Origin of the sequence: Bradyrhizobium sp. LB14.3 (genome assembly GCF_040547985.1) — a bacterium.
Classification (GTDB): Bacteria; Pseudomonadota; Alphaproteobacteria; order Rhizobiales; family Xanthobacteraceae; genus Bradyrhizobium.
Genome location: NZ_JBEPQT010000043.1, coordinates 13898 through 32633 on the forward strand (window position 1 = coordinate 13898; position 18736 = coordinate 32633).

Here is an 18736-nt window from a genome sequence, read left to right on the forward strand (position 1 = left end):
GGCCGAGTGATTGGCTACACCTGTATGCTGCTGTGCGGTTTCCTTGCGCTACATCTTCGCGCAGTGGACCGCGGGTGCCAGCCGGCACCCGGCCTTCCCTGCGCCCTCTTGGACAGGAGGGTGAAGCGACCAAGCAAAGCTCGGGCGAAAAGCGCCGCGAGGGTGCGAAGCTGTGTCTGCAGGTTAAAATGTACATTGGAGGATGGCGATGCCGCCCCTTGCTCCGTCATTGCGAGCGTAGCGAAGCAATCCAGAGCCGTTCAGCGGAGGGATTCTGGATTGCTTCGCTGCGCTCGCAATGACGATGCGGCGAGAGTGCGGCAAACTCCGCTCTCGTGCCCCGGACGCTGCGCAGCGCCCTTGCGGTGCGCTGCAGAGCCGGGGCCCATCTCTCCACATTACGCCGTGTCGCCTTCTGGTCCCGGCTCTGCGCAGCAACGCTGCGCGTTGCAGCGCGTCCGGGACACGGGAGCGAGCGGCGCAGTTGCTCCCCGTCACAAGCCAACCTACCCCCATCACAACCAAGTGTCTTTATTCGGAAACAATCATTCCCTATTATCCCGCAGTGCAAAAAGGAGCCCGCAAATCCCAACCCGCCGTCCGTCCGCCCGGCCGTCCCCGGGAGTTCGACATGGACACTGCGCTTGACCGCGCTGTGCGCGTGTTTTGCGAGCGCGGTTATCATGCGACCTCGATCGGCGATCTCACCGCGGCGATGCGGCTGGCGACGGGGAGCGTCTACAAGGCATTTCGCGACAAGCATGCGGTGTTTCTCGCCGCCTTCGAGCGCTACGCGGCGCTGCGTCAGGAGCAGACGCGCAGCGCCGCGGCGCAAGGCGCCAATGGCCGCGAGCGGCTGCGCAACATGCTGCTCTCGTATGTAGAGCACTCCCAGGGCAGCGAAGGGAGGCGCGGCTGCCTCGTGGTCGGCAGCGCGGTCGAATTGTCGGCGGTCGACCCGGTGGTCGCCGCCCTCGTCAGCGCGCGGCTCGAGACCAATGAAAGCTTCATCGCCGGCCTCATTCGCGAGGGGCAGGCCGACGGCTCGATTCCCCGCCATGTCGCCGCCGACGACACCGCGCGGCTGATGATCTGCATCACGCAGGGCCTGCGCGTCGTCGGCAAGGCGCGCCTTTCGCTCGACGGCAAGCGCCTCGTCGCCGTCGCGATGAAACTGCTCGCCTGAATTTTTTGTCATATTGGGAAACGAACGTTTCCTATATCTGGAGACAGTGTGAATGACGATGAATACCACGATCGAGACCGCGCCCGGGCCGGATGCGGTGTCGCAACGACTGACCTTCGTGCTTGCCGCGGCCTGTGGCATGGTCGCCGCCAATATCTATTACGCCCAGCCGCTGATCGCCCCGATCAGCGCCGCGCTCGGCCTGTCGCATGAAGCGGCGGGGCTGATCGTCACCATGACGCAGATCGGCTACGGCGTGGGGCTTCTCTTCATCGTGCCGCTCGGCGATCTCGTCGAGAACCGCACCCTGATCTGCTCCGTCATCACGCTCGGCGCCGCAGCGCTGCTCGCCGCGGGGTTCGCCTCCCACGCGCTGCCGTTCCTGATCGCCGCATTGTTCATCGGGCTCGGCTCGGTCGCGGTGCAGATCATCATTCCCTATGCGGCGCATCTGGCGCCGGAAGCCATCCGCGGCCGCGTCGTCGGCAACGTCTCGACCGGCCTGATGCTGGGCATCATGCTGGCGCGCCCGGTGTCGAGCTTCGTCACGGCAGTGCTGTCGTGGCACGCGGTGTTCTTCCTGTCCGCCGCGCTGATGATCGTGCTCGCAGCCGTGCTCTGGATGACGCTGCCGAAGCGCAAGCCGGTCGCGCGCATGCATTATGGCGAGCTGCTGCTGTCGATGCCGCATCTGGTGCGGACCACGCCGCTGCTGCGGCGTCGCGCGCTCTACCAGGCCAGCCTGTTCGGCGCCTTCAGCCTGTTCTGGACCGTGACGCCGCTGCTGCTCGCGAACGAGTTCGGCTTCAGCCAGCGGGGCATCGCGCTGTTCGCGCTCGCCGGCGTCGCCGGCGTGTTCGCGGCCCCGATCGCGGGACGGCTTGCCGATCGCGGTCATAGCCGCGTCGCGACCTTGGTCGCGATGCTGCTGGTTGCTGTGGGCTTCCTGATCACACAGATCGGCGTGGCCGGTTCGACGCTCAATCTGGCCTGCCTTGTCGTCGCTGCCATCGCGATCGATTTCGGCGTGCAGGGCAACGTCGTGCTCGGCTTCCGCGCCATCTTCGTGCTGGGGCATGAGCATCGCAGCCGCCTCAACGGCCTCTATATGGCGACGTTCTTCAGCGCGGCTGCCGCAGGCTCGGCACTTGGCGCCTGGGCCTTTGCGCAAGGCGGCTGGACGCTCGCATCGGCCATTGGCCTCGCGCTTCCCGTCGCGGGCCTGGCCTATGCGGCCACCGAGTAGCCGCCGGCGTGGCCATAAATGGTGCGATGCGGGCCGTTTACCAAGGCCGCCTGCAAGCAACCTGGATGGCAATTTCCACCTCGCGGTTTCCCTGCCGCTGTAGTACTTTGGTCGCAAGCGGGCCTGGTTAACGGGCGGCAGGGGGAGGCTGATGAGGAGTGCGGGGCTGTTTGGCGTACCGCGAGTACGGCCATGGTCGTGGCAGGCGTTTCTGCTTGGATTCGTCGTTGTCGCAATGTCGGCTGCGCTCCAGGGCATCTGTGTCGCGCTCGGCGCAAAACTCTATTTCGCGGCGTTCCTGCCCAGCCTGTTCGTGCTCGGCATCGTCGCCGGCGCGCCGGCGGCGGGGTTCGCCGCGCTGCTCACCATTCCGGTGGTGTGGTGGGCGTTCATGCCGCCCTTCTTCAAGTTCAATTCGCTGACCGGGGCGCATGCCGATTCCATCAATCTGTTCTGCCTGCTCGCAGTGCTGGTGATCGGCCTTGCCGACCTGTGCCGCGAGACGATGGCGATCATCAGCCGCGGCGGGTTGAAGCCGCGGGGCGAGAGCGCGGCAACGAATTCGCAATAGGTCGGCATTGTACGGCCGCGGGCGTTGCGCACGCGCAACAGTCCGGAAACCATTCGGACGCTTGCCGCGCGGCGCTAACTTTTCGAAAAAGATTTGGCGGCAATTTCTCCCCCGGGAATGACGACGGAGTTTTCGGACATGAACGGCCAAATAACCGGTCACGCCATCTTGGAGAACGTGCGCCGCTACCGCGGGATCGCATCGCTCTATCGCCAGACCGCTGCATTCCGCCCGGGCCAGAGCTGGTCGCTGCTCGAGCAGGCGAGGGATTGGGAAGCGCGGGCGCTGACGGAGCTGGAAACCTATTTCGCCGCGCGGATGGACTACGCTACGCAGCTCGCGGCCTGATCGTTAACGTCCTGGAAGTTCCGGCGCTGACGTCTGTTGGCGCGCCGACAGGACTGGTGGCGACAGGACTGGTGGCGATTACGGAGTTATCTCGATGCCGGCATATGCTAGCAACGTCCGCACAGAGATATTCCGGGGCAAGCGATGACCACCTTCAACCGCATCTTCACGACCGAGCGCCTGCTCCAGATCATCGTCATTCTGGCCGCGACGGTCGCAATGAAGCTGCTGGGCTGAACTTCGGCGGGCTATCGCGCGCCGAGTTCGGGCACGTCGGGCAGATAGTTCGACCCCTCCGAGCCCAGAAAATCGAACATCGCCTGCGCCGGCGGCAACAGCACCTTGTCGCTGCGTCGGATCACGTACCATTGCCGCACGATCGGCAAGCCCGCGACGTCGAGCACGATGAGCCGGCCCTCGGTGAGCTCGTGCGCCACGGTGTGCGCCGAGATAAAGGCGATGCCGAGCCCGGCGATGACGGCCTGCTTGATGGTCTCATTGCTGCTCATCTCCATGCCGATGACCGGCTCGAGATCCGACCTCTGGAACATGCCTTCCATCAGCGTCCGCGTGCCCGAGCCGGGCTCGCGGGTGAGGAAGGTCTCGTGCACAAGGTCGGTCAGGTTGAGGCCGGAATCCTTCTCCAGCCAGTGTCCCTTGCGCGCGACGATGATATGCGGATTGCGCCCGAGCTGACGCACGTCGACGCTGACGTCGGCCGGTGGCCGACCCATCACCGCGAAGTCGAGGTCGTAGCCGTGCATGGCCTCGCGGATCCCCTCGCGGTTGCCGACGGTCAGCTTGATCTCGATCTTCGGGTGCCGCTTCGAGAACGCCGCGATCGCATGCGGCACGAAATATTTGGCGGTCGAGACAGCGCCCAGATGGACGGTGCCGCCGGTTCGCCCCGCAAGCAGGTCGAGCGCGCCCTGGCAGTCGGCGATCGCGGCTTCGACGCGCTCGGCCAGCGTCAGCACCTCCTTGCCCGCCTCCGTCAGCAACATGCCGTCGCCGGTCCGCTGCACCAGCGGCAGGCCGGCGAGATCCTGAAGCTGGCGCAGCTGCTGGGTCACCGCCGGCTGGGTCAGTCCGAGCTGGCTCGAGGCTGCCGTCACGCTGCCCTTGGCAGAGAGCGCCGCAAGCGAGCGGAGCTGCCGGATCGTCAGATGCCGAAGCTGCGCTGCCGAATGGGCATTATAAGATAATTCTTTGGCGCTCATTATGAATAGAAATTTTCCTTATTAAGCCGCCCCTGTCAATCTCCTCATTGTTGGGACTGACTGCACCAACCTCCAGCGGGGAGGGACTGGATGCGGCACCAGCAAAGGGATGGACGCAGATGACAGGGCAACTCAGGCTGGACGACCACCTTCAACGGTACTCCGAGACCGCACCCCATGCGCTGGCCGTGGCGGCCGCAGTCGATGCCATTGCCGCGGCCGCGATCGAGATCGCCGATCTCATCGCGACCGGAGACCTTGCAGACGCCTCGGGCCTGACCACCGGCCGCAACAGCGACGGTGATGTCCAGCGCGATCTCGACGTCCAGGCCGACGCGATCCTGCGCCGCTGCCTCGGCAAGCTGCCGATCGCGGCACTGGCGTCGGAAGAGATGCGCGAACCGCAGATCGGCGATCGCGAGGCCAAGATCTGCGTCGCGATCGATCCGCTCGACGGCTCCTCCAATATCGACGTCAACATGACCGTCGGCACGATCTTCTCGATCCTGCCCGCGCCCGACGATCTCGCGCTCGCCTTCCATCAGCGTGGCTCGGCGCAGCTTGCGGCGGGGTTCGTCACCTACGGTCCGCAGACCTCGCTGGTGCTGACGCTCGGCGATGGCGTCGAGATCTTCACGCTCGACCGCAAGTCCGGTTGCTTCCGTCTCGCCCGCAGCGCCGTGCAGATATCAGAGACGTGCGAGGAGTTCGCGATCAACGCCTCGAACCGCCGGCATTGGGAACAGCCGGTGCGCGCCTTCGTCGACGAATGCCTCGCCGGTGTGGAAGGGCCGGCCAACCACAATTTCAACATGCGCTGGATCGGTTCGCTGGTCGCCGAGGCCTACCGTATCCTCACCCGCGGCGGCGTGTTCCTCTATCCCTCCGATGCACGGCCCGGCTATGGCGACGGCCGCCTGCGCCTCGTCTACGAGGCGCACCCGATGGCTTACATCATCGAGCAGGCCGGCGGCTCTGCTTCGACCGGGCGCGAGCGCATCCTCGAGCTCTCAGCACAGAGCCTGCACCAGCGCGTGCCGCTGATCATGGGCTCGAGCAACGAGGTGCAGCGCGTCGAGGAACTGCATTGCGATCCGTTGCTGGTCGCCAGCGTCTCCGCACCGCTGTTCGCGCGGCGCGGCTTCTTCCGACTGTGAGCGAGGCATCCCATGTCCAGGAAGCATCCGATCATCTCCATCACCGGCTCCTCCGGCGCCGGCACAACCTCGGTCAAGAAGACCTTCGAACAGATATTCTTCCGCGAGAAGGTCAACGCCGCCTACATCGAAGGCGACGCCTTCCATCGCTACGATCGCGCGGAGATGCGCACGCAGATGGCGAAGGAGGCCGATCGCGGCAACAGGCATTTCAGCCATTTCAGTCCCGAGACCAATCTGTTCGAGGAGCTGGAGCGGGCGTTCCGCGACTATGGCGAGACCGGCGCGGCGACGACGCGGCACTATGTCCACGACGCCGAGGAATCCGCGCTGCATGGCGCCGCACCGGGCACCTTCACCGAATGGAAACGGCTGCCGGAGAGCTCCGATCTGCTGTTCTACGAGGGCCTGCATGGCGCCGTCGTCACCGACAAGGTCAACGTCGCGCGTTATGCCGACCTCAAGATCGGCGTCGTGCCGGTCATCAATCTCGAATGGATCCAGAAGCTGCACCGCGACCGCAGTGCGCGAGGCTATTCGACCGAGGCCGTCACCGACACCGTTCTGCGGCGGATGCCTGACTACATCCACTATATCTGCCCGCAATTTTCTGAGACCGACATCAACTTCCAGCGCGTGCCGACGGTGGACACCTCCAATCCGTTCATCGCGCGCTGGATCCCGACACCGGACGAATCGATGGTCGTGATCCGCTTCAAGAACCCGCGCGGCATCGACTTCCCCTATCTGCTCTCGATGCTGCCGCAAAGCTGGATGTCTCGCGCCAATTCGATCGTGTGCCCCGGCGCGAAGCTCGACCTCGCGATGCAGCTGATCCTAACGCCGCTGATCATGCAGCTCATCGAGCGCAAGCGAAATCTGAAGTGAACAAGGGGAGTATCCGATGAACATCTCCGTCCACGCCGACGCCGACCTCACTGCGGTCGCGCATAGCGATCTCGCCAATGCCGTCCGCTTTCTCGCGGTCGATGCCATCGAGACCTCGCAATCCGGCCATCCCGGCCTGCCCATGGGCATGGCCGATGTCGCGACCGTGCTGTTCTCGCGGTTCCTGAAATTCGACTCGGCTCACCCCAATTGGCCGGACCGCGATCGTCTCGTGCTGTCGGCGGGCCATGGCTCGATGCTGCTCTATGCACTGCTCCATCTTACCGGCGGCGACGTCAGCCTCGACGACATCAAGACGTTCCGGCAATGGGGCTCCAAGACGCCGGGCCATCCCGAATATGGCCACACGCCGGGCGTCGAGACGACGACCGGTCCGCTGGGCCAGGGGATTGCGACCGCGGTCGGCATGGCGCTCGCCGAGCGCATGGCCAATGCGCGACATGGCGAGGGCCTCGTCGATCACTTCACATATGTGATCGCCGGCGATGGCTGTCTGATGGAGGGCATCAGCCAGGAAGCGATCTCGCTTGCCGGCCATCTGCAATTGTCCCGCCTGATCGTGCTGTTCGACGACAACGGCATATCCATTGACGGCCCGACCTCGCTTGCGACCTCCGACGACCAACTCGCGCGCTTCGCCGCCTCCGGCTGGTCGGTGCGCCGTGTCGACGGGCACGATCCCGAAGCAGTTGCGCAGGCGATTGCCGAGGAGCGTGAGAGCGCAAACCCGTCGCTGATCGCCTGCCGCACCATCATCGGCTATGGCGCACCGGATCGTCAGGGCACCGAGAAGGCGCATGGCGCGCCGCTCGGCACCGAGCAGACGGCGGCGGCGCGGCGAACGCTCGGCTGGGACTATCAGCCCTTCGTGGTGCCTGTCACGATCATGAAAGCATGGCGGATGATCGGCCAGCGCGGGCAGGTCGAGCGTCTCGCCTGGCTCGATCGCTATGAATGCGCGACGCCCGAGCAGCGCGACCTGTTTGTCGAGGGCAAGGCGGTTGCCCTGCCGAACGCCTATGCCCAGGCCTTGGCGAAATTACGCGAACGCTTTGCCACCGAGCGTCCCAAGCTCGCGACGCGGCAGGCTTCGCAACAAGTGCTCGACGGCATCGCCGGGACGATCCCCGGGCTGGTCGGCGGCTCCGCAGACCTGACGCATTCGAACCTGACGCATGCCAAGGCGCAGGCTCCGGTGAAGCGCGATGCGTTCGCCGGCGATTACATCCATTACGGCATTCGCGAGCATGGCATGGCGGCCGCAATGAACGGCCTCGCGCTGCACGGCGGCTTCATTCCCTATGGCGGCACCTTCCTCGCCTTCTCCGACTACAGCCGTCCGGCGATCCGCCTTGCGGCCTTGATGCGGATCCGCGTCATTCATGTGATGACCCACGACTCCATCGGCCTGGGTGAGGACGGCCCCACGCACCAACCGGTCGAGCATCTCGCAGCGCTCCGCGTCATTCCGAACTTGCTCGTGTTCCGTCCGGCCGACGCGGTGGAGACGCTGGAAGCATGGGATTGCGCGCTCGAATCCGAAAATCGCCCCTCCGTGCTGTGCCTGTCGCGTCAGGCGCTGCCGACCTTCCGCAGCGATGTCCGCGGTAGAAACCGCGTCGCACGGGGCGCCTATCTCATCGTTTCGCCCGACGGCGGCCGCGACGTGACGCTCATCGCAACAGGTTCGGAAGTGTCCATCGCGCTGGAAGCGGCTCGCCTGCTGGCCACCGAGCACGTCCGCGCGGCCGTGGTCTCCGCTCCCTGCTTCGCGTTGTTCGAGGAGCAGCCGGAGGACTACCGCGCTGCCGTGCTCGGCACTGTGCCACGGGTGGGCATCGAGGCGGCAGTCGCCGGCGATTGGCATCGATGGATCGGCACTGACGGCGAATTCGTCGGCATGCGCGGCTTCGGTGCTTCGGCGCCGGCCCCGGTGCTCTACCGCGAGTTCGGCATCACGCCGCAAAGCATTGCGGAAGCCGCCCGGCGGGCGATTGCCCGCACAGGCAAGCAATAACAGGAGGAACTGTCGTGGCCCTTATCACCCTTCGCCAACTGCTCGATCACGCCGCCGGTCACGGCTACGCGGTGCCGGCGTTCAACATCAACAACATGGAGCAGGGCATCGCGATCATGCAGGCGGCGGCCGAGGTCGATGCGCCGGTCATCATCCAGGCTTCGCGCGGCGCGCGCAGCTATGCCGGTGACCTCATGCTCTCGCACATGATCGACGCGCTGGAGCGGACCTATCCGGACATCCCGCTCTGCATGCACCAGGACCATGGCAACGACGAAGCGACCTGTGCGTCCGCGATCGCCCATGGTTTCACTTCGGTGATGATGGACGGCTCGCTCGAGGCCGATGCCAAGACCGCGGCCGATTACGATTACAACGTCGCGATCACCCGCCGCGTCGTCGATCTCGCGCACTGGGTCGGTGCCTCCGTCGAAGGCGAACTCGGTGTGCTCGGCTCGCTCGAGCATGGCGGCGGCGAGCAGGAGGATGGTCACGGCGTCGAGGGCAAGGTCAGCCACGACCAGTTGTTGACCGATCCCGACCAGGCGGTCGACTTCGTCCGCGCCACCAAGGTCGATGCGCTCGCGATCGCGATGGGCACCTCGCACGGCGCCTACAAATTCAGCCGCAAGCCGGATGGCGACATTCTGGCGATGCGGGTGGTCGAGGAGATTCATCGCCGCCTGCCGAACACGCATCTCGTGATGCACGGCTCTTCCTCGGTGCCGCAGCCGCTCCAGGACATGTTCAACGAGTTCGGCGGCGAGATGCCGCAGACCTGGGGCGTTCCGGTTGAGGAGATCGTCCGCGGCATCAAGAGCGGCGTGCGCAAGGTCAATATCGACACCGACTGCCGGTTGGCGATGACCGCGGTGTTTCGCAAAGTTGCAGCGCAAACACGATCCGAGTTCGATCCACGCAAATTCCTCAAGCCCGCGATGGACGCGATGCGCGAGCTCTGCCGCGACCGCTTCGAGCAGTTCGGCACCGCGGGACACGCGAGCCAGATCAAGGTCATTCCCTTGAGCGAGATGGCGCGGCGCTACCGCGCCGGCGAACTCGATCCGAGCGTCGACGCGCGCGAGCCCGTCGCGGCCTAATCATTCAGAGAGAGAGAAGAGCAGGAGAGAGCCATGAATGCACACGCAGGAACCGTCCGCGGCAAGGAAAGATATCGCTCTGGCGTGATGGAATACAAGCGCATGGGCTATTGGGAGCCCGACTATGTGCCGAAGGACACCGATGTCATCGCGCTGTTCCGCGTCACGCCGCAGGAGGGCGTCGACCCGATCGAGGCTTCGGCCGCAGTCGCCGGTGAATCCTCGACCGCGACCTGGACGGTGGTGTGGACCGATCGCCTGACCGCCGCCGAAAAGTATCGCGCAAAATGTTACCGCGTCGATCCGGTGCCGGGCACGCCGGGCTCGTACTTCGCCTACATCGCCTATGACCTCGACCTGTTCGAGCCGGGCTCGATCGCCAACCTCTCGGCCTCGATCATCGGCAATGTGTTCGGCTTCAAGCCGCTGAAGGCGTTGCGGCTGGAGGACATGCGTTTCCCGGTCGCTTATGTGAAGACGTTCCAGGGACCGGCCACCGGCATCGTGGTCGAGCGCGAGCGGCTCGACAAGTTCGGCAGGCCGCTGCTAGGCGCCACGGTGAAGCCGAAGCTCGGGCTTTCCGGTCGCAATTACGGCCGCGTCGTCTATGAGGCGCTGAAGGGCGGGCTCGACTTCACCAAGGATGACGAGAACATCAACTCGCAGCCCTTCATGCACTGGCGCGACCGTTTCCTCTACTGCATGGAAGCGGTGAACCGGGCGCAGGCCGCCTCCGGTGAGGCGAAGGGCACCTACCTGAACATCACGGCGGGAACGATGGAGGACATGTACGAGCGCGCCGAGTTCGCGAAGGAGCTCGGGTCGTGCATCGTCATGATCGATCTCGTGATCGGCTACACCGCGATCCAGTCCATGGCGAAATGGGCGCGGCGCAATGACATGATCCTGCATCTGCACCGCGCCGGTCACTCGACCTATACGCGGCAGAAGAGCCATGGCGTGTCGTTCCGCGTCATCGCCAAGTGGATGCGCCTTGCCGGTGTCGACCACATCCACGCCGGCACCGTGGTCGGCAAGCTCGAAGGCGATCCGAACACCACGCGTGGCTATTACGATGTCTGCCGCGAAGACTTCAACCCGACCAAGCTCGAACACGGCCTGTTCTTCGACCAGTCCTGGGCGAGCCTGAACAAGATGATGCCGGTCGCTTCCGGCGGCATCCATGCCGGCCAGATGCACCAATTGCTCGATCTCCTCGGCGAGGATGTCGTGCTGCAATTCGGCGGCGGTACCATCGGCCATCCCATGGGCATCGCGGCCGGCGCGATCGCCAACCGCGTGGCGCTGGAAGCGATGATCCTCGCCCGCAACGAGGGCCGCGACTATGTCCATGAAGGTCCGGAGATTCTGGCCAGGGCGGCCGAGACCTGCACGCCGCTGAAAGCTGCGCTCGAGGTCTGGAAGGACGTCACCTTCAACTATGAATCCACCGACACGCCGGACTTCGTGCCGACCGCGCTCGAAACCGTTTGAGGAGATTTGTCATGAAGCTGACCCAAGGCTGTTTCTCGTTCCTGCCGGATCTGACCGACGACCAGATCACCAAGCAGGTGCAGTATTGCCTCACCAATGGTTGGGCGGTGAACATCGAGTTCACCGACGATCCGCATCCCCGCAACACCTATTGGGAGATGTGGGGTCTGCCGATGTTCGATCTCCAGGACGCCGCCGGCGTGATGATGGAGCTCGCCGAATGCCGCAGAGTGTATGGCGACCGTTACATCCGCCTCAGCGGCTTCGACTCCAGCCCTGGCTGGGAATCGGTGCGGATCTCGTTCATCGTCAATCGGCCGCCGCAGGAGGCCGAGTTCGACCTGGTGCGGCAGGAGGTGGGCGGACGCGCGATCCGCTACACCACCGTGCGCCGGCAGCCCGCGCGCGCGTCAACCTAAGTCATCTCCTCCGCGCGGAGCACTCCCTGCTCCGTTTCCTTGGCGGACCACTGCTTCGCCGCTCCCCCCGCGGCGAAGCCCTTTTCTTCGAGGTGCCGATGCTGGATGTTCCCCACGTAATGACCACTGAGCCCGGCGAGACCAATTTCGATCTCCGCAAGGAGGCCGAAGCAGCCGGCATCACCGGCACGCTGCAACAGCTCGAGCAGGAGCTGATCGGATTGAAGCCGGTGAAGAACCGCGTGCGCCAGATCGCGTCGCTCTTGCTGATCGAACGCATCCGGCAGCGCGCGGGACTGGCTTCGTCGCCGCCGACGCTGCACATGTCGTTCACCGGCAATCCCGGCACCGGCAAGACGACCGTCGCGCTGCGCATGGCAAAGATCCTGCACGGCCTCGGCTTCGTGCGGCGCGGGCAGGTGATCTCGGTGACGCGCGACGATCTCGTTGGCCAGTATATCGGCCACACCGCGCCGAAGACCAAGGAGATCCTGAAGAAGGCGATGGGCGGCGTGCTGTTCATCGACGAGGCCTATTATCTGCACCGGCCGGACAACGAGCGCGACTACGGCCAGGAGGCGATCGAGATTCTGCTCCAGGTGATGGAGAACCAGCGCGAGGACCTCGTCGTCATCCTTGCCGGCTATGGCGAGCGGATGACGAACTTCTTCGCCTCTAACCCGGGCTTCCGCTCGCGCATTGCGCACCACATCGATTTCCCGGACTATGCGGAGGAAGAGCTTCTCGTCATTGCCGAGTTGATGCTGAGGGAGCGCGGCTATCGCCTCTCGGCGGCGGCGCGTGAAGCTTTCGAGAAGTACATCGCGCTGCGCCGGACCCAGCCGTTCTTCTCCAATGCGCGCTCGATCCGCAACGCCGTCGACCGCATCCGGCTGCGGCAGGCGGATCGCCTGGTGTCGGATCTCGACCGCATGCTCGATATCGCCGACCTCGAAACGATCGATCCCATGGACGTCCTGGCGAGCCGCGTTTTCAGCGGCGGTGCGGACGCGCAGAGGAGTGCGAAGCCATGACGAAAGAAATCCTCATCGCGCCTTCGATCCTGGCCGCGGATTTCGCGCGCCTCGGCGAGGAGATCGCTGCGATCGACGCGGCGGGCGCCGACTGGATTCATTGCGACGTCATGGACGGGCATTTCGTCCCGAACATCAGTTACGGCGCCGACGTCATCAAGGCGATCCGGCCGCTGACGGCGAAGATTTTTGACGTTCATCTGATGATCGCGCCGGCCGATCCCTATCTCGAAGCGTTCGCGAAGGCCGGTGCGGATGTCATCACGGTGCATGCCGAAGCCGGCGTCCATCTCGACCGCTCGCTCCAGGCCATCCGCGCGCTCGGCAAGAAGGCCGGCGTCAGCCTCTGTCCAGCGACGCCGGAAGCCGTGATCGAATACGTGATCGATCGTGTAGATCTCGTGCTGGTGATGACGGTCAATCCGGGCTTTGGCGGCCAGTCCTTCCTCGAGTCCCAGTTCGAGAAGATCAGGCGCATTCGAAGCTTGATCGGCGACCGTCCAATCCGGCTCGAGGTTGACGGCGGCATCACGCGCGACAATGCCGCTGCCGTGACCGCTGCGGGCGCCGATACGCTTGTGGCGGGTTCCGCTGTGTTTCGCGGCAAGAGCAGCGCGGACTATGCCGCGAACATCGCGGCCATTCGCGGCGCGGCGGAGGCCGGCAGAGTTCCGAAGTTGCAGGATGTCTCCGGAAGGCCGGCGCGTCTCGGCGAGACCGCGCTCATCCGGTAAAATACGGTATACAGGCGGGGCCGATCCGGCGCCGGTCTGGTTGTGCCAAGGCGTGCCACTTTCCTCCGGAGAAATACGGAGGATGACGCACAAAATGATCAGCTCGTTTCAGGCCGGGGTAACCAACGCATCGAGACGAAAATTCGATTAACGCCCGCGCAATGCTATGCGTCTCAATCTGCGGTTTAGGAACGCTGAGAGAGCGCGGGGATGCGGATCGAAGATATCTGCGGGCATGAGGCCTGCACGCGGCGGAGAGCGATGGCATGAGCATGCATCGCTTGTTCGCCGAGCAGCTCCGCTGCGCCACCGACGCGACCGGACAAGTCGATCTTGCCAAGCTGGGCGAGCTCGTCAGCGCTGCCTATGAGGCGAGCGACCGCGAACGCCAGCGAATGACCGACGCGCGAGCACACACGCATGACGAGGTCGAGCAGGATTTGTTGCGGACCCAGGAGTTCCTCGACACCATCGTCGAGAATATCCCGATCGCCGTGTTTGCGAAGTGCGCCAGGGATTCGCGCTATATCCTGCTCAACCGCGCTGGCGAGGACTATTACGGCGTGCCGCGCGAACAGATGTTGGGCCGGACACCTGAGGAGATTTTTCCGGCCGACGTCGCCCGAATGGTCAACGAGCAGGATCGTCGCGTCGTCGCCAGCGGCATGCCGATGTTGCTCGAGGAGCATCTGCTCGAAGTCGGCGTCAAGGGCCACGATCGCGTCGTCAATTCGCGCAAGATGCTGATCACGGACGGCGCCGGCGACCCGCAATATCTGGTTGGCGTCATCGAGGACGTCACCGAGCGCATCACCACTCAAGAACGGATCAGCCACCTCGCGCGCCACGATGCCTTGACCGATCTGCCGAACCGCAGCGCGTTCAATGCGGCGCTGAGCGAGCGGCTGGAACGGGCGCAGGAGGCGTCGACCAGTTTTGCGGTGCTCAGCCTCGATCTCGACCGCTTCAAGGAAGTCAACGACGTGTTCGGCCATCCCGTCGGCGACATGTTGATGCGCGCGGCGGCCGAGCGTCTTGCAGCGGAAGCCGATGGCGCCTTCGTCGCCCGCATCGGCGGCGACGAATTCATGATCCTGGTGCCGGACGATGTCTGCCGCGAAGAGGTGCTGAGGCTCGGCGAGCGCCTCGTCGAGGCGATCGGTAACGAGCTCGAGGTCGACGATTATCTGTCCCATGTCGGCCTGAGCGTCGGCATCGCGCTCTACCCGGATGACGGCGTGGATGCGGCCACGTTGCTCGCAAATGCCGATTCCGCGCTCTATCGCGCCAAGCGTGAGGGCAGGGGTACGGTCCGCTTCTTCGAGTCCGAGATGGACCGGGAGCTGCGCGACCGCAGGTTGCTGTTGCACGACCTGCGGCAGGCGGTGGAGCAGAACCAGCTCTTCGTCTATTTCCAACCGCAGGCGCGGATCAACGGCGAGGTCATCGGTTTCGAGGCGCTGCTGCGCTGGAACCACCCGACGCGGGGCTTTGTGCCGCCCGACCAGTTCATTCCACTTGCCGAGGAGAATGGTCTGATCATCCAGATCGGCGAGTGGGTCTTGCGGGAAGCGTGCCGCGAGGCGGCGTCGTGGCCGCGGCCGTTGCAGGTGGCGGTCAATCTGTCGCCGGTCCAGTTCCAGGCCGGCGACCTCGAAGGCTCGATCCATCAGATCCTGCTGGAGACGGGGCTTAGCCCGACGCGGCTCGAGGTCGAGATTACCGAGGGCGTGCTGATCGGCGATTTCACCCGCGCGCTCAATCTGCTGTGGCGGTTGAAGGCGCTCGGCATCCGCATCGCGATGGACGATTTCGGCACCGGCTACTCCTCACTGTCCTATCTCCAGTCGTTCCCGTTCGACAAGATCAAGATCGATCGCAGCTTCATCTCCAATCTCGAGGCGAGCCCGCAATCGGCCGAGATCGTCCGCGCGGTTTTGAGCCTCGCGCACGCCCTGCATATCCCGGTCGTCGCCGAGGGGGTGGAAACGGAAGCGCAGCGCGCCTTCCTGGCGCGCGAGGCCTGCGAGGAGATGCAGGGCTATCTCATCGGCCGGCCCGAATTGATCGAGCGCTATCTCGACGTCGTCGGCGTGACCGTGGAGCGACGCCTCTACGCCTAGCCGTTGGCCTGCGACAGGATTTCGAGCATCAAGTCCGCGCTGATTGGAACTTTCGCTCGAATACGCATTTCCTAGACGCAACCGAGCCGGGCGCGCTGCGGGCGCAGCAAATGTTTTGCACGACCGCCATCGCCCTGACGCAAATAAGGGCCATAACCCCTGTGAACGCGAGGGAGGCTCTCATGGAGAACGTACGTCGTTACCGCGCGCTGGCGTCCCTCTGTCGTCAGCAGGCCGCCTACCGGCCGCTCCAGAACTGGGAATTGCTCGGCCAGGCCGAACATTTTGAATATCTCGCCGAAGTTGAGCTCAAAGCACATTACGACGCATGCAATGCGCAACACGACGAGGACGCTGTCGCGGCCACGGCGTGGGAGAGGCCTGCCGCGGCCTGACATTTCGTCCCGCTTCCGTGTCTTCTTTGCCAAGATTTAATCGCGTGGACGGGACGCTGTAAGGTGGCGACCGCCATGTTGGGTGCAAGGCGACTTACCCAACATGGACATATCGACATGAACGATCGCGTCAATTCCGACACCACCACGTCCCGCAAGATCCTGAGGCCGCGCCGGCTCGCGCTGCTCGGCACCGTGGCCGCGCTTGGCCTGGCCGTGCTGGCGACTGCTCCCGGCTCTTCGCCGTTCAGCGCGACCTCCTTCATTGCGCCCGCCCAGGCCGCGGAGACCGCCACGACACCGCAGGGCTTCGGCGATCTCGTCAGCAAGGTCAAATCCGCCGTCATCTCGGTGCGGGTCAAAATCGACCAGGACAGCGAGAAGAGCGCGATGCTGCAACAGAACCGGATGGATTCGGACGAGGCGACGCCGTTCGACCAATTCTCACGGCAATTCGGCTTCGGTGGTCCGGGTGGCATGAACGGAATGCCGCGCCAGCGCCACCAGACGATCACGGGTGAGGGCTCCGGCTTCTTCATCTCCGCCGACGGCTATGCCGTGACCAACAACCACGTCGTCGACCACGCCGAGTCGGTGCAGGTGACGATGGACGACGGCCAGACCTATACCGCGAAGGTGGTCGGCACCGATCCGAAGACCGATCTCGCGCTGATCAAGGTCGAGGGCAAGAAGGATTTTCCGTTCGTCAAATTCTCCGACCAGAAGCCGCGCATCGGCGACTGGGTGGTCGCGGTCGGCAATCCCTTCGGCCTCGGCGGCACCGTGACCGCCGGCATCGTCTCGGCCAGCGGCCGCGACATCGGCAACGGTCCCTATGACGATTTCATCCAGATCGATGCACCGATCAACAAGGGCAATTCCGGCGGTCCGGCGTTCGACATGAACGGCAACGTGATTGGCGTGAACACCGCGATCTTCTCGCCCTCCGGCGGCTCGGTCGGCATCGGCTTCGACATTCCGGCTTCGACCGCAAAGCTCGTCGTCGCACAGTTGAAGGACAAGGGCGCGGTGACACGCGGCTGGCTCGGCGTGCAGGTGCAGCCGGTGACATCGGATATCGCCGACAGCCTCGGCCTCAAGGAGGCGCGCGGCGCGATCGTGGACAATCCGCAGGACGCTAGCCCGGCAGCGAAGGCGGGCATCGAGGCGGGCGACGTCATCACCGCCGTCAACGGCACCGCGATCAAGGACTCCCGCGATCTCGCCCGCACTATCGCTACGCTTGCACCGGGCACGTCCGTGAAGCTCGATGTCGTCCACAAGGGCGACAGCAAGACGGTGACGCTGGTGCTCGGCGAATTGCCGAACGAGCGGCAGGCTAAGGCCGACGAGGGCAAGGCGCAGCCGGATGCCGGCACGCCGCGTCTCGGGCTCAGCCTGGCTCCGGCCGGCGACGTCCAGGGCGCCGGCCAGAAGGGCGTCGTCGTCACTGAAGTCGATCCGCAAGGGCCGGCCGCGCAGCGCGGCATTCAGACCGGCGACGTCATCCTCAACGTCGGCGGCAAGGCCGTCGCCAATATCGGTGATGTCCGTTCGGAACTGGCGCAGGCGAAATCGTCCGGCAAGCGCAGCGTGCTGCTGCAGATCAGAAACGCGCAGGCGACCCGATTCGTCGCGGTGCCGCTCGCATAAGTCGAACGTCGATCCGCGCAAATCCAAAAAGGCGGCCCACGGGCCGCCTTTCCTGTTTGCCTTCAGGATTCCGGATGGCCGCCGATAACATTCTCGTTAACGGCAGAGAGGATGACCCGGTTCGTCCGAAAAAGCCGTGTTCGCTCATCACAATTGCGGATCTGGTATGGAGTCGGCGGCAATGAAGCCGCCGGGACGATTGCAAGCGTGGAACTTCGAACTTGCCGCCGCTGAGCTAGCTGGCCGGCAGTTCGCATTTGATCGGTGCCGACATGGATCGATTGAAGCTCTCGCTGAGGACTGCGCTGCTCGTGGCGCCATTCGTGCTGTGGGGTGGAAACGCTCTCGGGCGCGACGACGGCCGCTACGCGGACTCACCCCTCAAGCCGTGGTTCGACGGCCTGCGCAGCCATCTCGGTCCGTGCTGCTCGGATGCGGATGGGTTTGCCGTCGCCGATCCCGACTGGGACTCGCACAACGGGCATTATCGGGTGCGGCTCGACGGGGAGTGGGTGGAGGTCCCGGACGAAGCCGTGATCACCGAGCCGAACCGGGCCGGCCGAACCATGGTGTGGCCGGTGAAGACCGCGTTTGGCGTTTCGATCCGCTGCTTCATGCCGGGCAGCATGACCTGACAGAGTTCAGCGCGACTATCTGGAGGATTTGCGCTTCGATGTTTTCTTCGAAGTTTTCCTGGACGTTTTCTTCGAAGTCTTCTTCGTCTTCTTGGAGGTCTTCTTCTTGGAGGTCTTTTTCGCGGCCTTCTTCGGGACCTTCTTGCCCTTCTTGCGCGCCTTCGACAGGCCGATCGCGATTGCCTGCTTGCGGCTCTTCACGCGTCCGCCTCGACCGCCAGGTCCGCTCTTCGCGCTGCCCTTCTTGTAGCGTTTCATCTCGCTTTCGACATCGCTGCCGGAGCTGCGCGAGTAGCGGCGCTTCTTTGCCTTGCGTGCCATGCATGTTCTCCCTTGGCCGGGGAGAACCATCCGCGACAGGCATGGTTCCGAAAGCGGGCACGCAACGTCCTGGATTGAGCGCTAGGGCATGCACATATCTGGTGCGACGGATTGACTCGGGTCGAGGGTGAGGGGTTCCAGAATCGGGAATCCGTGTGATCTCTATGACGGCAC

Annotated in this window: 18 protein-coding genes; 16 read left to right on the forward strand and 2 right to left on the reverse strand. The window is 64.4% G+C overall.

Going from position 1 to position 18736, the window contains the following annotated elements; all coding sequences use genetic code 11:
• Positions 1-631 precede the first annotated feature (631 nt).
• The 4 genes from ABIB00_RS36440 to ABIB00_RS36455 all read left to right on the forward strand — a co-directional run bounded on the left by ABIB00_RS36440 (position 632) and on the right by ABIB00_RS36455 (position 3351).
• A complete protein-coding gene (locus ABIB00_RS36440; RefSeq protein WP_354107692.1) occupies positions 632-1186 on the forward strand; it encodes a TetR/AcrR family transcriptional regulator in 555 nt (184 codons plus the stop codon).
• 52 nt (positions 1187-1238) lie between these two features.
• A complete protein-coding gene (locus tag ABIB00_RS36445) occupies positions 1239-2432 on the forward strand; it encodes an MFS transporter (protein ID WP_354107693.1) in 1194 nt (397 codons plus the stop codon).
• A gap of 151 nt (positions 2433-2583) precedes the next feature.
• Positions 2584-3003 (forward strand): DUF4118 domain-containing protein, encoded by a 420-nt coding sequence (locus ABIB00_RS36450; RefSeq protein ID WP_354107694.1) that lies wholly within the window; start codon positions 2584-2586, stop codon positions 3001-3003.
• Between the two features lie 138 nt (positions 3004-3141).
• A complete protein-coding gene (locus ABIB00_RS36455) occupies positions 3142-3351 on the forward strand; it encodes a hypothetical protein (RefSeq protein ID WP_247347946.1) in 210 nt (69 codons plus the stop codon).
• A 248-nt stretch (positions 3352-3599) separates the two neighbouring features.
• Here ABIB00_RS36455 and ABIB00_RS36460 read toward each other — a convergent pair whose 3' ends face one another.
• Positions 3600-4571 carry a LysR family transcriptional regulator gene (locus ABIB00_RS36460; RefSeq protein ID WP_354107695.1) on the reverse strand — a complete coding sequence of 324 codons (972 nt, stop codon included), beginning with the start codon at positions 4569-4571 and terminating at the stop codon, positions 3600-3602.
• A gap of 119 nt (positions 4572-4690) precedes the next feature.
• Between ABIB00_RS36460 and ABIB00_RS36465 the strand changes: the two genes are divergently transcribed.
• From ABIB00_RS36465 to ABIB00_RS36520, 12 genes are all read left to right on the forward strand, one after another.
• Positions 4691-5728, forward strand: coding sequence for a class 1 fructose-bisphosphatase (locus ABIB00_RS36465; RefSeq protein ID WP_247347950.1), 1038 nt, complete (start codon positions 4691-4693; stop codon positions 5726-5728).
• A gap of 12 nt (positions 5729-5740) precedes the next feature.
• Positions 5741-6616, forward strand: a complete 876-nt coding sequence (locus tag ABIB00_RS36470) for a phosphoribulokinase (RefSeq protein WP_354107696.1) — start codon at positions 5741-5743, stop codon at positions 6614-6616.
• A gap of 16 nt (positions 6617-6632) precedes the next feature.
• A complete protein-coding gene (tkt, locus tag ABIB00_RS36475; RefSeq protein WP_354107697.1) occupies positions 6633-8654 on the forward strand; it encodes a transketolase in 2022 nt (673 codons plus the stop codon).
• A 14-nt stretch (positions 8655-8668) separates the two neighbouring features.
• Positions 8669-9754: a class II fructose-bisphosphate aldolase gene (gene fba, locus ABIB00_RS36480; protein WP_354107698.1), complete on the forward strand. Its 1086-nt coding sequence runs from the start codon at positions 8669-8671 to the stop codon at positions 9752-9754.
• A 33-nt stretch (positions 9755-9787) separates the two neighbouring features.
• A complete protein-coding gene (locus ABIB00_RS36485; RefSeq protein ID WP_007594836.1) occupies positions 9788-11248 on the forward strand; it encodes a form I ribulose bisphosphate carboxylase large subunit in 1461 nt (486 codons plus the stop codon).
• An 11-nt stretch (positions 11249-11259) separates the two neighbouring features.
• Positions 11260-11667, forward strand: a complete 408-nt coding sequence (locus tag ABIB00_RS36490; protein WP_354107699.1) for a ribulose bisphosphate carboxylase small subunit — start codon at positions 11260-11262, stop codon at positions 11665-11667.
• 98 nt (positions 11668-11765) lie between these two features.
• A complete protein-coding gene (gene cbbX / locus ABIB00_RS36495; RefSeq protein WP_354107700.1) occupies positions 11766-12701 on the forward strand; it encodes a CbbX protein in 936 nt (311 codons plus the stop codon).
• On the forward strand, positions 12698-13435 hold the full coding sequence (gene rpe, locus ABIB00_RS36500; RefSeq protein WP_354045926.1) for a ribulose-phosphate 3-epimerase: 738 nt from the start codon (positions 12698-12700) through the stop codon (positions 13433-13435). The genes cbbX and rpe overlap by 4 nt, the downstream gene beginning before the upstream one ends.
• 266 nt (positions 13436-13701) lie before the next feature.
• Positions 13702-15558 carry a putative bifunctional diguanylate cyclase/phosphodiesterase gene (locus tag ABIB00_RS36505; protein WP_354107701.1) on the forward strand — a complete coding sequence of 619 codons (1857 nt, stop codon included), beginning with the start codon at positions 13702-13704 and terminating at the stop codon, positions 15556-15558.
• Positions 15559-15740: 182 nt separating this feature from the next.
• The gene (locus ABIB00_RS36510; RefSeq protein WP_354045930.1) at positions 15741-15953 is read left to right on the forward strand and encodes a hypothetical protein; all 213 of its coding nucleotides are present in this window, start codon (positions 15741-15743) and stop codon (positions 15951-15953) included.
• A gap of 117 nt (positions 15954-16070) precedes the next feature.
• Positions 16071-17606 (forward strand): Do family serine endopeptidase, encoded by a 1536-nt coding sequence (locus ABIB00_RS36515; protein ID WP_354107702.1) that lies wholly within the window; start codon positions 16071-16073, stop codon positions 17604-17606.
• 272 nt (positions 17607-17878) lie between these two features.
• Complete coding sequence (locus tag ABIB00_RS36520; protein WP_247441924.1) at positions 17879-18241, forward strand: hypothetical protein; 363 nt, start codon at positions 17879-17881, stop codon at positions 18239-18241.
• Between the two features lie 15 nt (positions 18242-18256).
• On the opposite strand, the gene ABIB00_RS36525 is transcribed toward ABIB00_RS36520, so the two are convergent.
• A complete protein-coding gene (locus ABIB00_RS36525) occupies positions 18257-18562 on the reverse strand; it encodes a DUF6496 domain-containing protein (protein WP_247347970.1) in 306 nt (101 codons plus the stop codon).
• Between the last annotated feature and the right edge of the window lie 174 nt (positions 18563-18736).